Annotated in this window: 19 protein-coding genes and 1 tRNA gene; 15 read left to right on the plus strand and 5 right to left on the minus strand. The window is 70.8% G+C overall.

Going from position 1 to position 20,185, the window contains the following annotated elements; translation table 11 throughout:
- The first annotated feature begins 92 nt into the window (after positions 1-92).
- The 8 genes from galU to ACIBAG_RS06220 all read left to right on the plus strand — a co-directional run bounded on the left by galU (position 93) and on the right by ACIBAG_RS06220 (position 7,093).
- Positions 93-995: a UTP--glucose-1-phosphate uridylyltransferase GalU gene (galU, locus tag ACIBAG_RS06185; RefSeq protein ID WP_399101505.1), complete on the plus strand. Its 903-nt coding sequence runs from the start codon at positions 93-95 to the stop codon at positions 993-995.
- 4 nt (positions 996-999) lie between these two features.
- On the plus strand, positions 1,000-2,322 hold the full coding sequence (glp, locus tag ACIBAG_RS06190) for a gephyrin-like molybdotransferase Glp (protein ID WP_399101507.1): 1,323 nt from the start codon (positions 1,000-1,002) through the stop codon (positions 2,320-2,322).
- A gap of 86 nt (positions 2,323-2,408) precedes the next feature.
- Complete coding sequence (gene moaC / locus ACIBAG_RS06195; protein WP_399101509.1) at positions 2,409-2,936, plus strand: cyclic pyranopterin monophosphate synthase MoaC; 528 nt, start codon at positions 2,409-2,411, stop codon at positions 2,934-2,936.
- Complete coding sequence (locus tag ACIBAG_RS06200; RefSeq protein ID WP_399101511.1) at positions 2,933-3,469, plus strand: molybdenum cofactor biosynthesis protein B; 537 nt, start codon at positions 2,933-2,935, stop codon at positions 3,467-3,469. The genes moaC and ACIBAG_RS06200 overlap by 4 nt, the downstream gene beginning before the upstream one ends.
- 20 nt (positions 3,470-3,489) lie before the next feature.
- Positions 3,490-4,137, plus strand: a complete 648-nt coding sequence (locus ACIBAG_RS06205; RefSeq protein ID WP_399101513.1) for a GNAT family N-acetyltransferase — start codon at positions 3,490-3,492, stop codon at positions 4,135-4,137.
- Between the two features lie 192 nt (positions 4,138-4,329).
- Positions 4,330-5,607, plus strand: a complete 1,278-nt coding sequence (gene glpR / locus ACIBAG_RS06210) for a gephyrin-like molybdotransferase receptor GlpR (protein ID WP_399101515.1) — start codon at positions 4,330-4,332, stop codon at positions 5,605-5,607.
- A 76-nt stretch (positions 5,608-5,683) separates the two neighbouring features.
- Positions 5,684-5,757: transfer RNA gene (locus ACIBAG_RS06215), tRNA-Ala, on the plus strand.
- Positions 5,758-5,908: 151 nt separating this feature from the next.
- Positions 5,909-7,093 carry an MFS transporter gene (locus ACIBAG_RS06220; RefSeq protein ID WP_399101959.1) on the plus strand — a complete coding sequence of 395 codons (1,185 nt, stop codon included), beginning with the start codon at positions 5,909-5,911 and terminating at the stop codon, positions 7,091-7,093.
- A gap of 4 nt (positions 7,094-7,097) precedes the next feature.
- Here the strand turns inward: ACIBAG_RS06220 and ACIBAG_RS06225 are convergent, their stop codons facing one another.
- On the minus strand, positions 7,098-7,574 hold the full coding sequence (locus tag ACIBAG_RS06225) for a GNAT family N-acetyltransferase (protein WP_399101517.1): 477 nt from the start codon (positions 7,572-7,574) through the stop codon (positions 7,098-7,100).
- A gap of 92 nt (positions 7,575-7,666) precedes the next feature.
- Between ACIBAG_RS06225 and ACIBAG_RS06230 the strand changes: the two genes are divergently transcribed.
- A complete protein-coding gene (locus ACIBAG_RS06230; RefSeq protein ID WP_399101519.1) occupies positions 7,667-8,470 on the plus strand; it encodes an exodeoxyribonuclease III in 804 nt (267 codons plus the stop codon).
- A 100-nt stretch (positions 8,471-8,570) separates the two neighbouring features.
- Here ACIBAG_RS06230 and ACIBAG_RS06235 read toward each other — a convergent pair whose 3' ends face one another.
- Positions 8,571-9,260, minus strand: a complete 690-nt coding sequence (locus tag ACIBAG_RS06235; RefSeq protein WP_399101521.1) for a MerR family transcriptional regulator — start codon at positions 9,258-9,260, stop codon at positions 8,571-8,573.
- Positions 9,261-9,424: 164 nt separating this feature from the next.
- Here ACIBAG_RS06235 and ACIBAG_RS06240 point away from each other — a divergent pair, with 164 nt between their 5' ends.
- The 4 genes from ACIBAG_RS06240 (at position 9,425) to ACIBAG_RS06255 (ending at position 13,055) form a co-directional block, all read left to right on the plus strand.
- On the plus strand, positions 9,425-10,933 hold the full coding sequence (locus tag ACIBAG_RS06240) for a flavin-containing monooxygenase (RefSeq protein WP_399101523.1): 1,509 nt from the start codon (positions 9,425-9,427) through the stop codon (positions 10,931-10,933).
- Complete coding sequence (locus tag ACIBAG_RS06245) at positions 10,930-11,871, plus strand: alpha/beta fold hydrolase (RefSeq protein ID WP_399101525.1); 942 nt, start codon at positions 10,930-10,932, stop codon at positions 11,869-11,871. Before ACIBAG_RS06240 ends, ACIBAG_RS06245 begins: the two co-directional genes overlap by 4 nt.
- Positions 11,868-12,761, plus strand: coding sequence for an SDR family oxidoreductase (locus ACIBAG_RS06250; RefSeq protein WP_399101527.1), 894 nt, complete (start codon positions 11,868-11,870; stop codon positions 12,759-12,761). The genes ACIBAG_RS06245 and ACIBAG_RS06250 overlap by 4 nt, the downstream gene beginning before the upstream one ends.
- 96 nt (positions 12,762-12,857) lie before the next feature.
- Positions 12,858-13,055 (plus strand): hypothetical protein, encoded by a 198-nt coding sequence (locus ACIBAG_RS06255; RefSeq protein ID WP_399101529.1) that lies wholly within the window; start codon positions 12,858-12,860, stop codon positions 13,053-13,055.
- A gap of 149 nt (positions 13,056-13,204) precedes the next feature.
- On the opposite strand, the gene ACIBAG_RS06260 is transcribed toward ACIBAG_RS06255, so the two are convergent.
- Complete coding sequence (locus ACIBAG_RS06260) at positions 13,205-16,438, minus strand: S41 family peptidase (protein ID WP_399101531.1); 3,234 nt, start codon at positions 16,436-16,438, stop codon at positions 13,205-13,207.
- 159 nt (positions 16,439-16,597) lie between these two features.
- Between ACIBAG_RS06260 and ACIBAG_RS06265 the strand changes: the two genes are divergently transcribed.
- Positions 16,598-17,197 (plus strand): TetR/AcrR family transcriptional regulator, encoded by a 600-nt coding sequence (locus ACIBAG_RS06265; RefSeq protein ID WP_399101533.1) that lies wholly within the window; start codon positions 16,598-16,600, stop codon positions 17,195-17,197.
- Between the two features lie 103 nt (positions 17,198-17,300).
- The gene (locus ACIBAG_RS06270) at positions 17,301-19,538 is read left to right on the plus strand and encodes an MMPL family transporter (protein ID WP_399101535.1); all 2,238 of its coding nucleotides are present in this window, start codon (positions 17,301-17,303) and stop codon (positions 19,536-19,538) included.
- A gap of 77 nt (positions 19,539-19,615) precedes the next feature.
- On the opposite strand, the gene ACIBAG_RS06275 is transcribed toward ACIBAG_RS06270, so the two are convergent.
- Positions 19,616-19,882, minus strand: a complete 267-nt coding sequence (locus tag ACIBAG_RS06275) for a type II toxin-antitoxin system RelE/ParE family toxin (RefSeq protein ID WP_399101537.1) — start codon at positions 19,880-19,882, stop codon at positions 19,616-19,618.
- Positions 19,875-20,141 carry a type II toxin-antitoxin system Phd/YefM family antitoxin gene (locus ACIBAG_RS06280; RefSeq protein WP_399101539.1) on the minus strand — a complete coding sequence of 89 codons (267 nt, stop codon included), beginning with the start codon at positions 20,139-20,141 and terminating at the stop codon, positions 19,875-19,877. The genes ACIBAG_RS06275 and ACIBAG_RS06280 overlap by 8 nt, the downstream gene beginning before the upstream one ends.
- Between the last annotated feature and the right edge of the window lie 44 nt (positions 20,142-20,185).

Genomic DNA, 20,185 nt, shown 5'->3' on the forward strand with positions numbered 1-20,185 from the left:
GTCGCTCCCGTACCCTTCCCAATGTGCTCATATGAGAGCCAAATAACCGGAGCCTCAGATTCCCTACAAAGGCACCGGATATGGTGTCGGGCATGACTCAGTCGCACCCTCGGATCAGCAAGGCTGTCATCCCCGCAGCGGGCCTCGGTACCCGCTTCCTGCCGGCAACAAAGGCCACTCCCAAGGAGATGCTGCCGGTCGTCGACAAGCCGGCGATCCAGTACGTGGTCGAAGAGGCCGTGTCCGCCGGCCTCGACGACGTCCTCATGATCACGGGCCGCAACAAGCGCCCCCTGGAGGACCACTTCGACCGCAACTACGAACTCGAGTCCGCCCTGGAGAAGAAGGGCGACGCCGAACGGCTCTCCAAGGTCCAGGAGTCCAGCGACCTCGCGACCATGCACTACGTCCGCCAGGGCGACCCCAAGGGCCTCGGTCACGCCGTCCTGTGCGCCGCCCCGCACGTCGGCAACGAGCCCTTCGCGGTCCTCCTCGGCGACGACCTGATCGACCCGCGCGACCCGCTGCTCAAGCGGATGGTCGAGGTCCAGGAGCAGCACGGCGGCAGCGTCATCGCGCTCATGGAGGTCGCGCCCGAGCAGATCCACCTCTACGGGTGCGCCGCCGTCGACCCCACCGAGGACGGCGACGTGGTCAAGGTCCACGACCTGGTCGAGAAGCCGGCCGTGGCCGACGCGCCGTCCAACTACGCCATCATCGGCCGTTACGTCCTCGACCCGCACATCTTCGACATACTGCGCAAGACCGAGCCGGGCCGCGGCGGCGAGATCCAGCTCACCGACGCGCTCCAGCAGCTCTCCCAGGACGAGAAGGTCGGCGGTCCGGTGCACGGCGTCGTCTTCAAGGGCCGCCGCTATGACACCGGCGACCGCGGCGACTACCTGCGTGCCATTGTCAGACTCGCGTGCGAACGTGAAGACCTGGGCCCGGACTTCCGGACCTGGCTTCGCAGTTACGTAGCCGAGGAGATGTAGCGATTTGAGCACCGCCGCGACCCGCCCGGCCGACCAGGATCACCTCTGGTCGGTGGACGAACACCTGGAGGACATCCTCACGACCGTCCGCCCCCTCGAACCCATCGAGCTGCAACTTCTCGACGCCCAGGGCTGTGTCCTGGTCGAGGACGTCACGGTGCCGGTCTCCCTGCCGCCGTTCGACAACAGCTCCATGGACGGGTACGCGGTGCGGGTCGCGGATGTCGCGGGCGCGAGCGAGGAGTTCCCCGCCGCGCTGGAGGTCATCGGGGACGTCGCGGCGGGCCAGGCCGAACCACTCCATGTGGGCCCCGGCCAGGCCGCCCGCATCATGACCGGCGCCCCCCTGCCGCCCGGCGCCGAGACGGTCGTCCCGGTGGAGTGGACCGACGGAGGGCTCGGCGAGGGCCCGGTGACCGGCATGCGCGCCCGCAGCCTGGCCCCCGAGGGCGCCCACGGCGAGGTCCACATCTACCGGCCGGCCGAGGAACGCGCGCACGTGCGCGCGAAGGGCAGCGACGTGAAGGCCGGCGACCGGGCGCTCGAGGCCGGCACGGTCCTCGGCCCCTCGCAGATCGCCCTGCTCGCCGCGATCGGCCGCGGCACCGTACGCGTGCGCCCGCGCCCGCGCGTGGTCGTGCTGTCCACCGGCAGCGAACTCGTCCAGCCCGGCGAGGCCCTGGGCAGCGGCCAGATCTACGACTCCAACAGCTTCTCCCTGACCGCGGCCGCCCGCGACGCCGGCGCCATCGCCTACCGGGTGGGCGCCGTCGCCGACGACGCCGAGACGCTCCGGTCCACCATCGAGGACCAGCTCGTGCGCGCCGACCTCATGGTCACCACCGGCGGCGTGAGCGTCGGGGCGTACGACGTCGTCAAGGAGGCGCTGGCGCACGTCGGCGACGAGGACGAGCCCGGCAGCGGCGTCGAGTTCCGCAAGCTCGCCATGCAGCCCGGCAAGCCGCAGGGCTTCGGCTCCATCGGCCCCGACCACACCCCGCTGCTCGCGCTCCCGGGCAACCCGGTGTCGTCGTACGTCTCCTTCGAACTATTCGTGCGGCCCGCGATCCGCACGCTGATGGGCCTGGAGGACGTGCACCGGCCGCGCACGACCGCCACCCTGGCCTCCGACAAGGCGCTGACCTCGCCCAAGGGACGCAGACAGTTCCTGCGCGGAACCTACGCGGACGGCGAGGTGCGGCCGGTCGGCGGTGCCGGCTCCCACCTGATCGCGGCCCTGGCGCGCGCGGACGCGCTGATCGTGGTCCCCGAGGACGTGGAGAGTGTCGAGCCCGGCTCCGAGGTCGAGGTGGTCCTGCTCGGCTGAGCGGCTCCGGTTGGGGGTACCGTGTCGCGCACAGCAGGCCCGTGCGCCGCACCGCGGCGGGCCCGGACCGGGAGCGCCACACCAGCATGACTGAGCCTTCCCGGGGGGAGACCCCCGGACCCCCTGCGCAGGACCGACCCACCCAGGACCGCCTCACGCACATCGATGACGCGGGCGCGGCCCGCATGGTCGACGTCTCAGAGAAGGACGTGACCGCGCGCACGGCCCGCGCCAGCGGACGCGTCCTCGTCTCACCCCGCGTGGTCGAGCTGCTGCGCGGCGAAGGCGTCCCCAAGGGCGACGCCCTGGCCACCGCGCGCATCGCGGGCATCATGGGCGCCAAGCGCACCCCGGACCTGATCCCGCTGTGCCACCCGCTCGCGGTCTCCGGTGTGAAACTGGACCTGTCGGTCGCGGACGACGCCGTGGAGATCCAGGCCACCGTGAAGACCACGGACCGTACGGGCGTCGAGATGGAGGCCCTCACCGCGGTCTCCGTCGCCGCGCTCACCGTGATCGACATGGTGAAGGCGGTCGACAAGGGAGCGGTGATCACGGACGTGCGGGTGGAGCAGAAGACGGGCGGCAAGTCGGGCGACTGGAGCCGGGCATGACTCTCGACGCTTCGGTGGGCGGCGCCCTGGTCGCGCCGTACGCCGCGCTGGTCATCACCGCCTCCAACCGGGCTGCCGCCGGGGTCTATGAGGACAAGGGCGGCCCGTTGATCGCCGAGGGCCTCAAGGGCTTCGGCTTCGCGGTCGACGGCCCGCAGGTCGTGCCCGACGGCGACCCCGTGGAGGCCGCCCTGCGCGCGGGCGTCGACGCCGGGTACGACGTCATCGTGACCACCGGCGGCACCGGCATCTCGCCCACGGACCGCACCCCCGAGGCGACCCGCGCGGTGATCGACCACGAGGTACCGGGCATCGCGGAGGCCATCCGGGCGTTCGGCAGGGAGAAGGTGCCGACCGCCGCGCTCTCCCGGGGCCTGGCCGGAGTGGCGCGGGGCACCCTGATCGTGAACCTGCCCGGTTCCAGCGGCGGGGTCAAGGACGGACTGGCCGTCCTGGAGCCCCTGCTCATCCACGCCGTCGACCAGATCCGCGGCGGCGACCACCCCAGACCCAGCAGCGGGGGTGCGAGCTGAACAGCCCATCCTGGCCCGTCGTGCTGGGGGACGGCGATGTCGTCCTCCGGCCGATAAAGATGCGCGACCAACGGGCCTGGCGCGAGGTCAACCGACGCAACCGGGACTGGCTGCGCCCCTGGGAGGCGACCATTCCGCCGCCCACGCCCAGCGGGCCGATCGCGCACCGGCCGACCTACCGGCAGATGGTCCGGCATCTGCGGTCCGAGGCGAACGCGGGCCGGATGCTGCCGTTCGTCATCGAGTACCAGGGGCGGCTGGTCGGGCAGTTGACGGTCGCCGGGATCACCTGGGGATCGATGTGCTCGGGGCACGTCGGTTACTGGGTGGACGAGGCGGTGGCGGGCCGCGGGGTGATGCCGACCGCCGTGGCCCTCGTCGTGGACCACTGTTTCCGTACCGTCGGTCTGCACCGCATCGAGGTCTGCATTCGCCCCGAGAACGGGCCCAGCCGCCGGGTCGTGGAGAAACTCGGATTCCGCGAGGAGGGGCTGCGTCCGCGATATCTTCACATCGACGGAGCCTGGCGGGACCATCTCGTCTTCGCGCTCACGGCGGAAGAGGCCCCGGAAGGGTTGCTGAACCGCTGGCACCGGGCACGCTCACAGAAGACACCGCACTCCGAGCCGCGGAACACCCGGCAGAACCCCCAGGGGAATCCCGCCTAGACCGAGCAGCCCGGAAATTGAATAAGTGTTCGAAATTGATCGCCCGATGACCGGCTCAGGGCAATAAATTCGCGCCTCGGCGGGCTGCTGATCGCATCGCTCACAAAAAAAGTTCGAAATATCAGCCAGATCGTGCGACACACCGGCTCAATTGGCGGATGGCCTCGCGCAAACCCCTCTACCGTGTGAGGCGTGAGCAGCAGCGGCCTCATCTACGCAGTCATTGTCGGGGCCTGGGCCGCCTACTTGGTGCCGATGTGGCTCCGTAGGCAGGACGAGCTGAACGAGGCCCGTCCGACGGAACGCTTCAGCACAGCCATCCGGTTGCTGTCCGGACGGGCGGGGATGGAGCGCCGGTACGCCAAGGACCTGCGCGCGCGCTCCACCGAGGAGGGGGAGCCCAGCGCCGATGACCCGGGCGATGTCACCGAGTCGGTGGACGTCCGGGCCTTCGCCGTACCTCCGACCCGTCCGCAGACCCAGGCGACGGTCCAGGCGCAGTCGCCGGGACGCCCTGAGCCGGCATCGGAACAGGCGTCCAGGCCGGCACCCGAGCGCGGCAACGCGCCCGCCTCCGAACCGGGCTCCGGCCCGGCCGGCAAGGCGCGCAAGCGGGTGCCCGCCGCCCGCCGCCCGCCCGCGGAGGAGGCGGCCGCGGCACGTGCCCGGCGCTCCAAGGTGCTCGCGCGGCGCAGGCGCACCACCGTCGTCCTCTTCCTCGCCTTCACGCTCGGCGCGGTCGTCGCCGCGGTCGGCGGGCTCGCCTTCCTGTGGGCGCCCGGCATTCCGGCCGTGCTGCTCAGCGGGTACATCGCCTACCTGCGCTCCCAGGAGCGCCGCCGCTTCGCCTACCAGATGGACCGGCGGCAGGCCGAGGCCGCCGCGCAGCGCCTGCGCGAGCACGCCCGCCAGTCCCGCAGGCGAGGCGCCGCCGACGCGGGTGACGGTATCGACGAGCCCGACGAGAGGCCTGAACCAGGCACCGACACCGGGCTGTCCGCGCTCGCCGCGGACCGGCGTGCCCTCGTCGAGCAGACCGATCACGCCGAGTGGGTCGACCAGCAGCGCGAGCGGCAGCGGCGGCCCGGGCACGGGGACAGCTGGGACCCGGTCCCGGTGCCGTTGCCGACGTACGTGACCGCGCCGGTCGCTCCCCGCGCCACCTCCAACGTGGATCTCGGGGCGCCGGACGCGTGGAGCTCGGCACGGTCGAGCGCGGTCGGCCGGGACCGGGACGCGGGAGTCGACGCCGGGGACGGTGCCGGGCGCGGCGCGGCGCCGGGGGACTCGGCCCGCGGCGAGGAGAAGGACGAGGGGGACGGCCGCAGCGACGCCCTCCCCCGCGCTCGAACCCGCTCACGCGGGGGCAACCCCACGGCCGCCTCCGCCCGCCGGGCACGCGAGCGGGGTCGTACGCCACTGTTCGACCAGTACGAGGACGGCGACCGGCCGCGCGCGGCCAACGAGTAACCGAGGGCCCCGGCCGCCGACCAGGAACGGATTTCCAAGCAGGCCGATCGGGGTGCTAAAGTTTCACTCGTTGCAAGGGCCTGTGGCGCAGTCCGGTAGCGCACCTCGTTCGCATCGAGGGGGCCAGGGGTTCAAATCCCCTCAGGTCCACCGCAACGACTTTCCAAGGGAACTTGGGGAGTTGTGAGATCCCGCCCGATCGGTTGATCGGGCGGGATCTTTGTTTTGCCCAAGAGGCCGTGGCTTGAGGGGGAACGTGGGGAACGGTGTCGCGGAGTTACCGGCGAAGCGGGCGACACCGCTGCGGAACGCGGCCTTCCGGCGGTTTGTGACCGCCAGTCTGATCTCCGCCGCCGGATCCGCGATGGCGCCCCTCGCGCTCGCCTACTCCGTGATCGAACAGGGCGGAGGCGCCGGCGCCCTCGGTGTGGTGCTCGCCACCAACACCGTTCCCACCGTCCTGTTCCTTCTGGTGGGCGGGGTGCTCGCGGACCGTGTGTCCCGCAGTCGGCTCCTCTTCCTCGGCAATCTGCTGGCCGCCGCCGCCCAGGGTGCCCTGGCGGTCGTCGTCGCCACCGGGCACGCGACCACCACCTCCATCGCCGTCTGCGGCTTCGTCTCGGGCACCGCCGTGGCCTTCGCCGTGCCGGCCGCCCAGGGCGCCGTGGCCCAGATCGTGCCCGCCGAAGAGTTGCCGCAGGCCAACGCCCTGCTCAGGCTGCCGGGCAACGCGGTCAAGGTCCTCGGACCGGCCGTCGGCGGCGGCGCCGTCGCGGTCAGCGGTCCGGCCTGGGCGCTGGCCTGGGACGCGCTCACCTTCGCCGTCGCCGCACTGCTGCTGCGCGGGCTGCGCCTGGACGCGCCCGTCCCCGTCACCAGTGCGCTGAGCGATCTGCGGCAGGGGTGGACCGGCTTCTGGTCGCGGACCTGGCTGTGGACGTACACGGTCTCGGGGACCGTCCTGGTCGCCGCGTGGCTGGCGGGGTTCCAGCTGCTGGGGCCGGTCGTCGCGGCGGAGCGGTACGCGGGGGCGCGGGACTGGGGGCTGGTGCAGGGGGCGTTCGCGGCGGGGCTGCTGGCCGGGACGGTGGTGTGTCTGCGGTGGCGGCCCTACCGGCTGATGGTCGTCGCGGTCGCGGCCGGGGCGCCCCTCGCCGTGCCCCTGCTCGTCATGGGCTGGGGACTGCCGTTGCCCTGGCTGCTGTTGGCCACGTTCCTCGCGGGCGTCGGGCTGGACGTGGCGATCGTCGCGTGGACGACCGCCTTCCAGCAGCATGTTCCGCAGGGGGAGTTGGGGCGCATGGGCGCGTTCAACAGCGTCGGGGAGCGGCTGGCGATTCCGGTCGGCTATCTGCTCACCGCACTCGCGGCCGGTACGTGGGACAACCGGACGGTGCTGGTGGCGTGCGCCGCTCTCGTCGTGGCCGCCGCCGTCCTCAACCTCTGTGTGAGGGACGTCCACCGCATCAACGCCACCCGCGACTGACCGCTCACAGCGCCTTCGCGTAACACAGGCTCAGCTCGTGGTGGCGGTAGTAGCCGAACTTCTCGCACGGCTCGTACCCGCTGGACGTGTACAGCGCCACCGCCTCCGGCTGCTTGGAGCCGGTCTCCAGCACCATGCGGATGCGCCCCGCGGCCCGCGCGTCCTCCTCCAGCGCGGCCAGGATGCGTCGCGCGAGGCCCCGTCCGCGCATCGACTCCACGACGTACATCCGCTTGAGCTCGGCGTCCCCGTCCCGGTTGCCCTCGCCGTTCTCGTCCTGGGCCCGCCAGCCGCCGGAGGCGACGGGGGTGCCGAGCTCGTCGTACGCGAGCAGGTACAGGCCGTTCGGCGGTTCGAAGTCCGCCGTGTCCATGGACGTGGCGTCGCCGTCGTCGCCGTAGCGGACGGCGTACTCGGCCTGCACCTGGTCGTTGAGCTTGACGGCGTCGGGGTGGTCGAAGGAGACGCGGCGTATATGCATGCTGGATACCGTATATCAATTCAAGATCGAGAACTTCAAGATCAAAGAGTTCCAGAATCGGACTCTGTCCAGTGTGCCGGTAGGGTGCCGGAGTGCTCACTGTGACCTCTGTGAATGTGAACGGGCTGCGGGCGGCCGCGAAGAAGGGCTTCGTGGAATGGCTCGCCGCTACGGAAGCCGATGTGCTGTGCCTTCAGGAGGTGCGCGCGGAGCCGCAGCAGTTGCCCGAGCACGTCCGCACGCCCGACGGCTGGCACGTCGTGCACGCGCCCGCCGCCGCCAAGGGCCGCGCCGGTGTCTCCCTCTACACCCGCCGTGAGCCCGACCGTATCCAGGTCGGCTTCGGATCGAGTGAGTTCGACGACAGCGGCCGCTACGTCGAGGCGGACCTCCCCGGTGTGACGGTCGCCTCCCTCTACCTCCCCTCCGGCGAGGTCGGCACCGAGCGGCAGGACGAGAAGATCCGCTTCATGGGCGAGTTCCTGGCCTACCTGAAGTCCCTGCGCGAGCGCGCCGCCGCCGACGGCCGCGAGGTCGTCGTCTGCGGCGACTGGAACATCGCCCACGAGAAGGCCGACCTGAAGAACTGGCGCGGCAACACCAAGAACTCGGGCTTCCTGCCGGAGGAGCGGGAGTGGCTCAGCCAGGTGTTCGACCCGGCCGCCGGTGGCTATGTCGACGTCGTACGGTCGCTGCACCCGGACGTCGAGGGGCCGTACTCGTGGTGGTCGTACCGCGGGCGCGCCTTCGACAACGACACCGGATGGCGCATCGATTACCAGGTCTCGACGCCGGGACTCGCCGCGAAGGCGCTCAAGGGGTATGTCGAGCGCGCGGCGACGCACGCGGAGCGGTGGTCGGACCATGCGCCGGTGACGGTGGTCTACGACCGTTAGGACCTGTCGTTTGGATCATGCCGGCGTCGCGGGCCCTGGCGCGCTCGGGTCGGCTGAAAAGCGCAGTACCTCTCAGCCGACCCGATCCAAACGACACGGCCTAGTCCCGCCCGTCCGGTTCCGCGTCCCCGCCCGTTCCGTCCCGTTCCCTCTGCTTCCGCAACCGTCGGTCCAGTGCCAGCGACAGTTCCGCCTCCACCACGCTGCGGGCGAGCGGGCGCAGGCGCTGGAGGTCGTCTTCCTGGGCGTGGCGCAGGACCAGGTCGGCGAAGAGTTCGGCCAGGTCGTCGACGTGTTCGCGGACCCGTTTGGCCGCCGTCAGGACCTCCGCGAGCGGGATGCCCTCGCGGACCAGGGCCGAGGAGACGTCCAGCAGGCGGCGGCTGATGTGGACGATCCCGTCGCCGTCGGTGCCGAGGTAGCCGAGTTCCAGGGAGGCCGCGAGGTTCTCGGGGGTGACCTGGCCCTCGAAGCGGGCGGCGAGTTCCTCGGGGGTGAGGCGGACCGGCTCCTCCTCGGTGGGGGCCGAGATGCCGAGGAGGTCGGCCACGTCCCGGCCGTGGTCGAGGGCCTCGGCCAGTTCCGCGATGCCGGTGAGGGTGTGGCCGCGTTCCAGCAGGGCCGCGATCGTGCGCAGGCGGGCCAGGTGGTGGTCGTCGTACCAGGCGATACGGCCCTCGCGGCGGGGTGGTGGTATCAGCTTGCGTTCCCGGTAGAAGCGCAGGGTGCGCACCGTGATGCCGGCCAGGCGGGCCAGTTCCTCCATGCGGTACTCACGCTTCTCGGTCACCCCGGAACCTTAATTCGTACCGGGGGTAACTTTCGTCGGTGCCTTCTCGGCACTTTCGTCGACCGACCCCTACCGGTCGGTACGGACCTCCTCTACTCTCCCATTGCGCCAGTGTTCACTGGCAGGGTTCCGGTTCAAGTGTGTTCAAGTGTGGAGGCACAGGCATGGCCGAACGCGAACATGTGCGGGTCGCGGTGGTCGGGTCCGGGTTCGGCGGGCTGGGGGCCGCCGTCCGGCTGCGCCGCGAGGGCGTCACCGACTTCGTCGTCCTGGAGCGGGCCGACAGCGTCGGCGGCACCTGGCGGGACAACAGTTATCCGGGGTGTGCGTGCGATGTGCCGTCGCATCTGTACTCCTTCTCCTTCGCGCCCAATCCCGACTGGCCGCGCACCTTCTCCGGGCAGGAGCACATCCGCGCCTACCTGGAGCACGTGACCGACGTCTTCCGGCTGCGCCCGCACATCCGCTTCAACTCGGAGGTGAAGCGGATGACCTGGAACGGTGAGCGGCTGTGCTGGGACATCGAGACCAGCAGCGGTGGCCTTTCGGCCGACGTCGTCGTGTCCGCCACCGGGCCGCTGTCCGACCCGAAGATCCCGGACATCCCGGGGCTCGACTCCTTCCCGGGCAAGGTCTTCCACTCCGCCCGCTGGGACCACGACTACGACCTGCACGGCAAGCGCGTCGCCATGGTCGGCACCGGCGCCTCCGCCATTCAGATCGTGCCGTCCATCCAGCCCGAGGTCGAGCGGCTGACCCTCTTCCAGCGCACCCCGCCCTGGGTCATGCCCCGCATCGACCGCGCCATCAGCGGCGCCGAGCGCTCCCTGCACCGCGCCCTGCCCTTCACCAGCCGGCTGCGCCGCGGACTGCTGTGGGGGATCCGGGAGTTGCAGGTCCAGGCGTTCACCAAGCACCCGGGCGAACTCGGGCTCGTCGAGCAGTTGGCCAAGCGGAACATGGGCCGCGCCATCAAGGACCCCGCCCTGCGCGCCAAGCTCACCCCCGACTACCGCATCGGCTGCAAGCGGATCCTGCTGAGCAGCGAGTACTACCCGGCGCTCGCCCGGCCCAATGTGGAGGTGGTCGCGAGTGGGCTCAGTGAGGTCCGCGGCTCGACCGTCGTCGCCGCCGACGGGTCCAAGGCCGAGGTCGACGCGATCGTCTTCGGTACGGGGTTCCATGTCACCGACATGCCCATCGCCGAGCGGGTGGTGGGCGCGGACGGCCGTACGCTCGCCGAGGCGTGGAAGGGCGGGATGGAGGCCCTGCGGGGTGCGTCCGCCGCCGGGTTCCCGAACTGGATGACCATCATCGGGCCCAACACCGGCCTCGGGAACTCCTCCATGATCCTCATGATCGAGTCCCAGCTGAACTACATGGCCGACTTCGTACGGCAGTTGAACGTCCTGGGCGGCCGAGTCGCCCTCGACGCGCGGCCCAGCGCCGTGCACGCCTGGAACCGGCGGGTTCAGGAGCGCATGAAGCGGACGGTGTGGAACACGGGCGGCTGCACGAGCTGGTACCTCGACGCGAGCGGGCGCAACACGACCATCTGGCCCGGTACGACCACCGAGTTCCGGCGGGCGACGCGGCGGGTGGATCTCGCCGAGTACGCCGTCGTCCGCTCGTCCGTCAAGGAAGACAAGGAAAGCGCCGAGGTGACCGCGTGAGCCGTCTCATGTACGTGAAGTCCGGGCCGTACGCCCCACCCGTCCCCGTCCGTGAGCTGACGGCCGTGTCCGCCGACGGCGCCCGGCTGCACATAGAGGTGCACGGTCCCGAGAACGCGCCCCCCGTCGTCCTCGCGCACGGCTGGACCTGCTCGACCGCCTTCTGGGCCGCGCAGATACGCGACCTCGCCGTCGACCACCGTGTCATCGCCTACGACCAGCGCGGCCACGGACGCAGCCCGGCGAGCCCGGCCTGCAGCGCCGACGCGCTCGCCGACGACCTCGAAGCCGTACTGAAGGCGACCCTCGCACCCGGCGAGCAGGCCGTGATCGCCGGGCACTCCATGGGCGGCATGACGGTGATGGCCGCCGCCACCCGAGCGGGGTTCCGGGAGCACGCGGCGGCCGTCCTGCTGTGCAGCACGGGCTCGTCGCGGCTGGTCGCCGAGTCCACGGTCGTACCCATACGTCCCGGGCGGCTGCGGACCTGGCTGACCAAGCACATCCTCGGCTCGCGGGCGCCCCTCGGGCCGGTCACGCCGGTCGCCCGGGCGATCCTCAAGTACGCCACGATGGGCCCCGGTTCGGCCCCGCACATGGTCGAGGCGTGCGCGCGTATCGTGCACGCCTGCCCGCGCAAGGTGCGGTACGCCTGGTCGCATGTGCTCGACCTGCTCGATCTCGACCATGGCGTACGGGAGTTGGCGGCACCGACCGCGGTCGTCGTCGGCACGGCCGACCGGCTGACCCCGCCGGTGCACGCCCGCTCGCTGGCGGCCGCGCTGCCGAACTGCCTCGGCGTCACCGAACTGCCCGGCCTCGGGCACATGACGCCGGTCGAGGCGCCCGAGCTGGTGACCGGGAAGATACGGGAACTCGTCACGACGTACGTTCACACGCAGTCCGGCACGTACACGCGGGTCAAGGAGGGCGCATGAGCAGGGTGAGCCTGGAGGGGCAGGTCGCCGTCGTCACCGGGGCGGCGCGGGGTGTCGGTGAGCTGCTCGCCCGCAAGCTCTCGGCGCGCGGGGCGAAGGTGGCGCTGGTCGGGCTGGAGCCGGACGAACTCAAGCAGGTCTCCGAGCGGCTGCACAGCGACAGCGACCACTGGTACGCCGATGTGACGGACCATGAGGCGATGGCCCGGGTGGCGCGGGAGGTCAAGGAGCGGTTCGGGAAGGTCGACATCGTGGTCGCCAACGCGGGGGTCGCGTCCGGTGGGCCGTTCGTCGACTCCGACCCCGCGGCGTGGCGGCGGGTCATCGAGGTCAACCTCATCGGGTCGGCGGTGACGGCCCGGGCGTTTCTGCCGGTGCTGATGGAGAGCCGGGGGTATCTGCTGCAGATCGCGTCACTCGCCGCTATGACTCCGGCGCCGATGATGACCGCGTACTGCGCGTCCAAGTCCGGTGTGGAGGCGTACGCGCACAGTCTGCGGGCCGAAGTCGGGTACAAGGGCGTGCGGGTGGGCGTCGGGTATCTGTCCTGGACCGACACCGACATGGTGCGCGGGGCCGATCAGGACGACGTCATGCGGGAGTTGAGGAAGCGGCTGCCGTGGCCGTCCAACAAGACGTATCCGCTGGGGCCGGCGGTGGACCGGATCGTGGCCGGGATCGAGCGGCGGTCCAGCCATGTGTACGGGCAGTGGTGGCTGCGCGGGATGCAGGGGGTGCGCGGGTATCTGCCGGGGGTCATCGGGACCGTGGGGCAGCGGGAGATGCGGCGGTTCGCGGACCGGCTGGAGGGGATGCGGACGGGGCTGGTCGGGGCGGGCGGCTCCGCCGACGAGCGGGAGCGAGCTGCGCGTACTACGCGCCGTGACTGATCGACATGCGTAGGGTTATCGCCCGTGTGAATCTGGTCGAGGCCCCGCTGGCTCAGCGAGAGGCCGATCCCCAACCCACTACGGGAGTGAACCCACATGGGCATGAAGGACCAGTTCCAGGAGAAGTCCGAGCAGCTGAAGCAGCGGGCGCAGCAGCAGGGTCAGCGCGGCCAGCAGGGTAAGCAGGGTCAGCCGGGCCAGCCGGAGCGGGGTCGTCAGCGGCCGCAGCGGGACGAGGAGTCCGAGCGGATGCGTGAGGACGAGGAGCGGTTCGATCAGGACTACGACCGGTAAGTCCTGACACTGAGCGCGGGGCGCCCCCTGGATTGGGGCGCCCCGCGTTCGCGTTTCGGGTGCGGGCCGGTGGGGGCTTGTCGCGCCCACGCGGCGGAGCCGCAAATCGATACAGCCCCGCGCCCCTGGGTCGGATGCCCAGCCGCCCCTCAAGGGCGTGGCGGCAATTTCGGTCTTGACCGGTCCGGTACGTGTGCGTAGTCCGGGGGAGTTGCCGGAGGATTCGTCTCCAACAGTTCCAGGGCCAACTCCACCGCATCCTTCAGTTGGGCGTGGCGTCCCTCTGCCCAGTCCAGGGGTGTGCGGAGGACCTCCACGTCCGGGGTCACGCCCTTGTTCTCGACGCCCCAGCCGTAGGCGTCGAACCAGGCCGCGTTCATCGGGACCGTGATCACCGTGCCGTCGCCGAGGCGGTGGCGGCCGGTCATGCCGACGACTCCGCCCCAGGTGCGCTGGCCGACCACCGGGCCGAGCTTCAGGAGTCTGAAGGCCGCCGTGATCATGTCGCCGTCCGATGAGGTCGCCTCGTCGGCGAGGGCGACGATCGGGCCGCGCGGGGCGTTCGAGGTGTACGACACCGGCTGGGCGTTGCGCGTGAGGTCCCAGCCCAGGATCACGCGGGTCAGCTTCTCCACGACCAGCTCGCTGATGTGGCCGCCCGCGTTGCCGCGTACGTCGACGATCAGTGCGGGTCGGGACATCTCCATCCGCAGGTCCCGGTTGAACTGGGCCCAGCCGGAGCCGCCCATGTCGGGGATGTGCAGGTAGCCGCAGCGGCCGCCGCTCAACTCCCGTACGACCGCACGCCGTTTGGCCACCCAGTCCTGGTAGCGCAGCGGCCGCTCGTCGATCAGGGGGACCACCGCCACGCGCCGTGCCCTGCCCGCCTCGCCTTCCGAGGGGGTGAAGGTGAGCTCCACGGTCGTACCGCCGGAGCCGGCCAGCAACGGGTACGGGCCAGAGACCGGGTCCACGGGACGGCCGTCGACGTGGGTGAGCACCGCGCCCTCCCGGATGCCCGTGCCCGCCAGCGGGGAGCGGGCCTTGGAGTCGGAGGACTCGCCGGGGAGGATGCGCTTGACCATCCAGCCCTCGTCCCTGCGGACGAAGTTGGCGCCCAGCAGGCCCTGCCAGCGCTGGTAGTGGGGCGGGCCCTCGTTGCGGCGGGCGGCCGTCACGTAGGCGTGGGAGGTGCCCAGTTCGCCGAGCAGCTCGCGCAGCAGGTCCGCGAACTCGTCGGGGGAGGCCACGCGGTCGACCAGCGGGCGGTACTGGGCGAGCACCCCGTCCCAGTCGATGCCGCACATCTCCGGTTCCCAGAAGTACGCCCGGATCAGGCGGCCCGCCTCCTCGTACGCCTGTCGCCACTCCGCCGTCGGGTCCACCTCGTGCAGGATGCGCCGTGAGTCGATCCAGACCGTGGTGTCGCTGTCGCCGGACTCGGTGGCGGGCACCGCCCGCAGGTCGCCCTCGTCGAGCAGGACCAGCCGGGTGCCGTCGCCGCTCACCGCGAACCAGTCGAGGTGCTCGATGAGTTCGGACTTCTTCGACTTGCTGATGTTGAAGTGCTCGAGGGTGGGTCGGCCGCTGATGTCGTCCGGGTTGGCGAACGTCTCGCCGAGCGCGCCCGAGATCGGCCAGCGCAGCCAGACCAGTCCGCCGCCCGCGACCGGGTACAGCGCGGAGTACTTGGAGGCGGTGACCGGGAAGGGGGTGACCCGGCTCTCCAGGCCCTCGACCTCGACGGTCGTGGTTCCGGCGTCCGCGCCCTCCTCGTCCTCCACCGGGTCCAGGCCGCCGGCCGCCGGGCGGCCCTCGGGGTTGAGGGCGAAGGGGGAGGGGGTCGCGGAGGACAGGGGGACCAGGTAGGGGCGGCAGCCCAGCGGGAAGGAGAGGTCCCCGGTGTGGACGTCGTACACCGGGTCGAAGCCGCGCCAGGAGAGGAAGGCGAGGTAGCGGCCGTCCCGGGTGAACACCGGGTTCTCGTCCTCGAAACGGCCGTTGGTGACGTCGACGATCAAACGGTCCTTTATGCGGGCCAGTTTGATCTGGCGCAGGGAACGGCCGATCCCGGGGTGCGACCAGGTCAGCCAGGTGCCGTCCGGGGAGAACGCCAGGTCCCGTACCGGGCCGTTGATCGACTGGATCAGCTCCGTGACCTCGCCGTTCGAGTCCTCGGTCACGTCGAGGAGCAGGAGCCGTCCGTCGTGCGAGGCGAGCGCGAGGCGTTCTCCGTTCGGGTCGGCGACCATCTCCAGGACCCGGCCCACTTCGCCGGAGGCCAGTCGGCGCGGTTCGCGGTCGCCCGTCGCGCGTGGCAGGTAGGCGATCTCGATCGCGTCCTCGCCCTCCGCGTCCGTCACATAGGCGACCTGGCCGACCGAGCCGAGCATCTCCGGAAGCCGGACGCGTACGCCCGGGGTGTCGGTGATCGTGCGGGCCGGGCCGTCCCGGTGGGTGAGCCAGTACAGGCTGCCGCGTACGACGACGGCGCTCGCGCGGCCCGTCTCGTCCACGGAGATGCCGTCGACGTGCTGGGCGGCGGGTACCTGATACGTACGGCGGCCGGCGCGCGGCCCGCTCAGCCGTACCTCCAGCTTGCGCGGCTTGCTGTCCGCGGCGAGGTCGTCCACGATCCACAGGTCGCCCGCGCACTGGTACACCACCCGGGTGCCGTCACTGGAGGCGTGCCGGGCGTAGAAGGCGTCGTGGTCGGTGTGGCGGCGCAGGTCGGAGCCGTCGTACGCGCACGAGTAGAGGTTGCCGACGCCCTCGTGGTCGGAGAGGAAGGCGATGCGGCCGCCGACGAACATGGGGGAGTGCAGATGGCCGCCGATGTCGGCGAGCAGGCGTTCGCCGTGCAGCCAGAGGCGGCCCGTGGCCCCGCCCCGGTAGCGCTTCCAGGCGGCCGGTTCGTGTGGCGGGGTGCCGGTGAGGAGGAGGGTCTTGCGTTCGCCCTCGATGTCGGCGACCTGGATGTCGGAGCACGGGCCCCAGGGGAGTTTGCGGCCGGGGTCGCCGCCGAGGCTGAGCTTGTAGGCCCAGGTGAAGTGGGAGAAGGGCTCGCCGTGGGAGGCGACGGCGAGGATCACGCCGTCGGGGGTGAAGCCGCACACCTGGGTGTCCGGCGAGCCCCAGTGGGTGAGCTGGCGCGCCGGTCCGCCGTCCACCGGGACCAGGTGGATCTCGGGGACCAGGCTGCGCCAGCTCGTGTACGCGATCCGCTCCCCGTCGGGGGAGAAGCGGGGGTGGCCGATCTTGGTCCGGTCCACGGTGAGCCGCCAGGCGCGGCCGGGGCCGTCGAGGGGGGCGAGCCACAGGTCGTCCTCGGCCACGAAGCAAAGCAGGTCGTCATGGAGGTGCGGCAGGCGCAGATAGCTCACGTCCCCATGCTTTTCCTGTGGAGTTATCTGAGCAAGTCGGGACAGAAGGGTCGGCGTGAACCACAACGCGAACGAAACCGTTTCGTTTCGCTGGAGGATTGCGCTACATTCGTCGTGTACGAAACCGTGTCGTTCGGAGTGGGAAGGAAGGTGAGGACCGTGACCGAGGCGGCAACAGCGCGGCGCAGTCGTATCACCCCCGAGCGCGAGGCCGAGTTGTACGGCGCCGTGCTCGACCTGCTCCGGGAGGTCGGCTACGACGCCCTCACCATGGACGCCGTGGCGGCCCGCACCCGGTCCAGCAAGGCGACGCTCTACCGCCAGTGGGGCGGCAAGCCGGAGCTGGTCGCGAAGGCGATCCGGCACAACAAGCCGGGCAGTATCTCCGACATCGACACCGGGACCCTGCGGGGCGACCTGCACGCCCTCACCGCGCGTGAGGACGACTGCACCATGCAGCAGAACGCCGCGCTGATGCGCGGTCTGTTCATGGCGGTGCACGGCAACCCGGACCTCCTCGCCGCGTTCAAGGAACTGCTGGTCGAACCGGAGATGGAGGAGTTCCACTGCGTGGTCCAACGGGCCGTCGACCGCGGCGAGGTCCGCGCCGACTGCCCGGCGCTGGACTACGTGGTGCACATGGTCGTCGGCGCGTTCGCCACGCGCACGCTGATCGACGACCAGCCGCCGACGCAGGCCTTCCTCACCTCGTACATCGACGCCGTGGTCCTCCCCGCCCTCGGCGCTCCGACCGACTGACCCTTCCCCAGCACGCCCTCCACCTGACGTATCCGCTCACGTCGTCGGGCTGATCACCCCTGCCCAAGTACCCGACCCCACGACCTGACCGGGAGACGCCTCCGTGGCCACGTTCCTCTACAAACTCGGCCGGCTTTCCTTCCGGCGACGACACTTCGTCGCCCTGATATGGGTGGCCCTGCTCACCCTCGCCGGCGTCGGCGCGGCCGGCGCCCCCTCGCCCGGCACCACCTCCTTCTCGATCCCCGGCACCGAGGCCCAGAAGGCCTTCGACCTGCTGGACGAACGCTTCCCCGGCATGACCGCCGACGGAGGGACCGCCCGCGTCGTCTTCAAGGCACCCGCCGGAGAGAAGATGACCGACTCCGGCAACAAGGCGACCGTCGAGAAGACCGTGCGGGAGCTGAAGGACGGCTCCGAGGTCGCCTCCGTCGCCGACCCGTACACCGCGAACGCCGTCAGCAAGGACGGCACGGTCGCGTACGCGTCGGTGTCGTACCAGGTCCCCGGCATGGAGCTGGCGGAATCCACCAGGGACGCCCTGGAGGAGGCCGCGCAGCACGCCCGGGACGCCGGGCTGACCGTCGAGGTCGGCGGTGACGCGCTGCAGGCCCCGGCCGAGAGCGCCGCCTCGGAGATCATCGGCATCGCGGTCGCCGCGGTGGTCCTGGTCATCACCTTCGGTTCGCTGCTCGCGGCGGGTCTGCCACTGCTGACCGCGATCATCGGCGTGGGCATCGGGGTGGCGACGATCACCGCCCTGGCGAGCACGTTCGACCTCGGCGACACGACGTCCACCCTGGCGTTGATGATCGGCCTGGCGGTCGGCATCGACTACGCGCTGTTCATCGTCTCCCGCTACCGCGGCGAGCTGGCCGAGGGCCGCGAGCGCGAGGAGGCGGCGGGACGGGCCGTCGGCACGGCGGGCTCGGCGGTGGTCTTCGCCGGCCTCACGGTCGTCATCGCCCTGGCCGGTCTGTCGGTCGTCAACGTCCCGATGCTGACGAAGATGGGCCTCGCGGCGGCGGGCACGGTCGCCATCGCGGTCCTGATCGCGCTGACCATGGTCCCGGCGCTGCTCGGCTACTCGGGCCGCAGGGTGCGCCCGGCGGGCGAGAAGAGCAGGCTGCTCGGCGGCGGGCGCGCGGCCAAGAAGGCGGCCAAGCAGGGGGCCGGGGAGGCGGGCCGCCCGAACATGGGCACACGCTGGGCGAGCTTCGTCGTACGCCGTCCCGTGGCCGTCCTCCTGACGGGCGTGATCGGTCTGGGCGCCGCGGCCATCCCGGCGGCCTCGCTCGAACTGGGCCTCCCGGACGACGGCTCCCAGCCCACCTCCACGACCCAGCGCCGCGCCTACGACCTGCTCTCGGAGGGCTTCGGCCCCGGCTTCAACGGTCCGCTGATGGTCGTGGTCGACGCCAAGGACAGCGACAACCCGCAGGCGGCCTTCATCGACGTCGGCGACGAGATCAAGGGCCTGGACAACGTCGTGACGGTGTCCCCGGCGGCGCCCAACAAGGCCGGCGACACCGCGGTGATCACCGTGGTCCCCGACTCCAAGCCGTCCTCGACGACCACTGAGGGCCTGGTGCACACCATTCGCGACACGGGCGCGGAGACCAAGGCGGACAGCGGCGCGAACGTCTACGTCACCGGTACGACCGCGATGAACATCGACGTCTCGCAGAAGATGAACGACGCGTTGATCCCGTACCTGATCCTGGTCGTGGGCCTGGCCTTCCTGCTCCTGATCGTGGTCTTCCGCTCGATCCTGGTCCCGCTGAAGGCGGCCCTGGGCTTCCTGCTGAGCGTGATGGCCGCCCTGGGAGCCGTGGTCGCGGTCTTCCAGTGGGGCTGGCTCGCCGACCTGATCGGCGTCGAGGAGACCGGCCCGATCATGTCGATGACGCCGATCTTCATGGTGGGCATCGTCTTCGGTCTGGCGATGGACTACGAGGTGTTCCTCGTGACCCGGATGCGCGAGGCCTACGTCCACGGCGAGCGGCCGACCCAGGCGGTCGTGACGGGCTTCAAGCACGGCGCGAGGGTCGTCACAGCGGCGGCGATCATCATGATGGCGGTCTTCGGGGGCTTCATCGGCGCCGGCGAGTCGATGGTGAAGATGATCGGCTTCGGCCTCGCGATCGCCGTCTTCTTCGACGCGTTCGTCGTCCGCATGGCCATCGTCCCGGCCGTCCTGGCCCTGCTCGGCAAGAAGGCCTGGTGGCTGCCGAAGTGGCTGGACCGGGTGCTGCCGAATGTGGACGTGGAGGGCGAGGGGCTGCGTACGGAGGCCGAGTCCGGCGAGCAGGACGGGGACCGCGAGCTGGTACGCGTCTGACCGGCCACGATTGAAGTAGGCCAGCCGGTGAGGGCTCCGTGGGGACGGGGTGCCCTCACCGGCTTACTCCGGCAGCGTCAGCTGTCGTAGACCGTGGAGCGGTATCCGACGTGAACGACCCGGACCACCAGCTCTCCGTTGTCGATCGTGTAGATGACGCGGTAATCACCGACGCGGAGTCGGCGACGGTCCGGCTGTGAGGCAAGCGCGGTGGTGTTGAACCCGAGCGGGTCGGTTTCCAGTTCCGTGAGCTTGACCAGGATGCGGAGTGCCATGTCCCGGGGGATCTTGCGAAGCTCCGCCTGAGCCTCCGGCCGGAAGACGGTGCGGCAGCTGCTACTCACCGCGCTCCAGCGTTTCCCTCATGACGTCCTCGATCGGGATACCGACGGCCGGATTCGCCATGCGCTCGTCGATGATCCGGTTGATCTCGCGCTCTTCCCATTCCTGGTACTTGCGAAGGACCTCTATCGACACGACCACGGCTACCTGCTTGCCGCGCCGGGTGATGACCGTAGGCGTGTCATCGCGGTCGGCCCGCTCGACCACCTCGGCCAAGTGCGCGCGTACGTCACGGATGGACTCTATGAGCAGCTGGGTCATGTACCAAATGTACGTTGTGTTCCATGTGTACACAATGGCTGGCT

Source organism: Streptomyces sp. NPDC051243 (assembly GCF_044455405.1).
Taxonomy (GTDB): domain Bacteria; phylum Actinomycetota; class Actinomycetes; order Streptomycetales; family Streptomycetaceae; genus Streptomyces.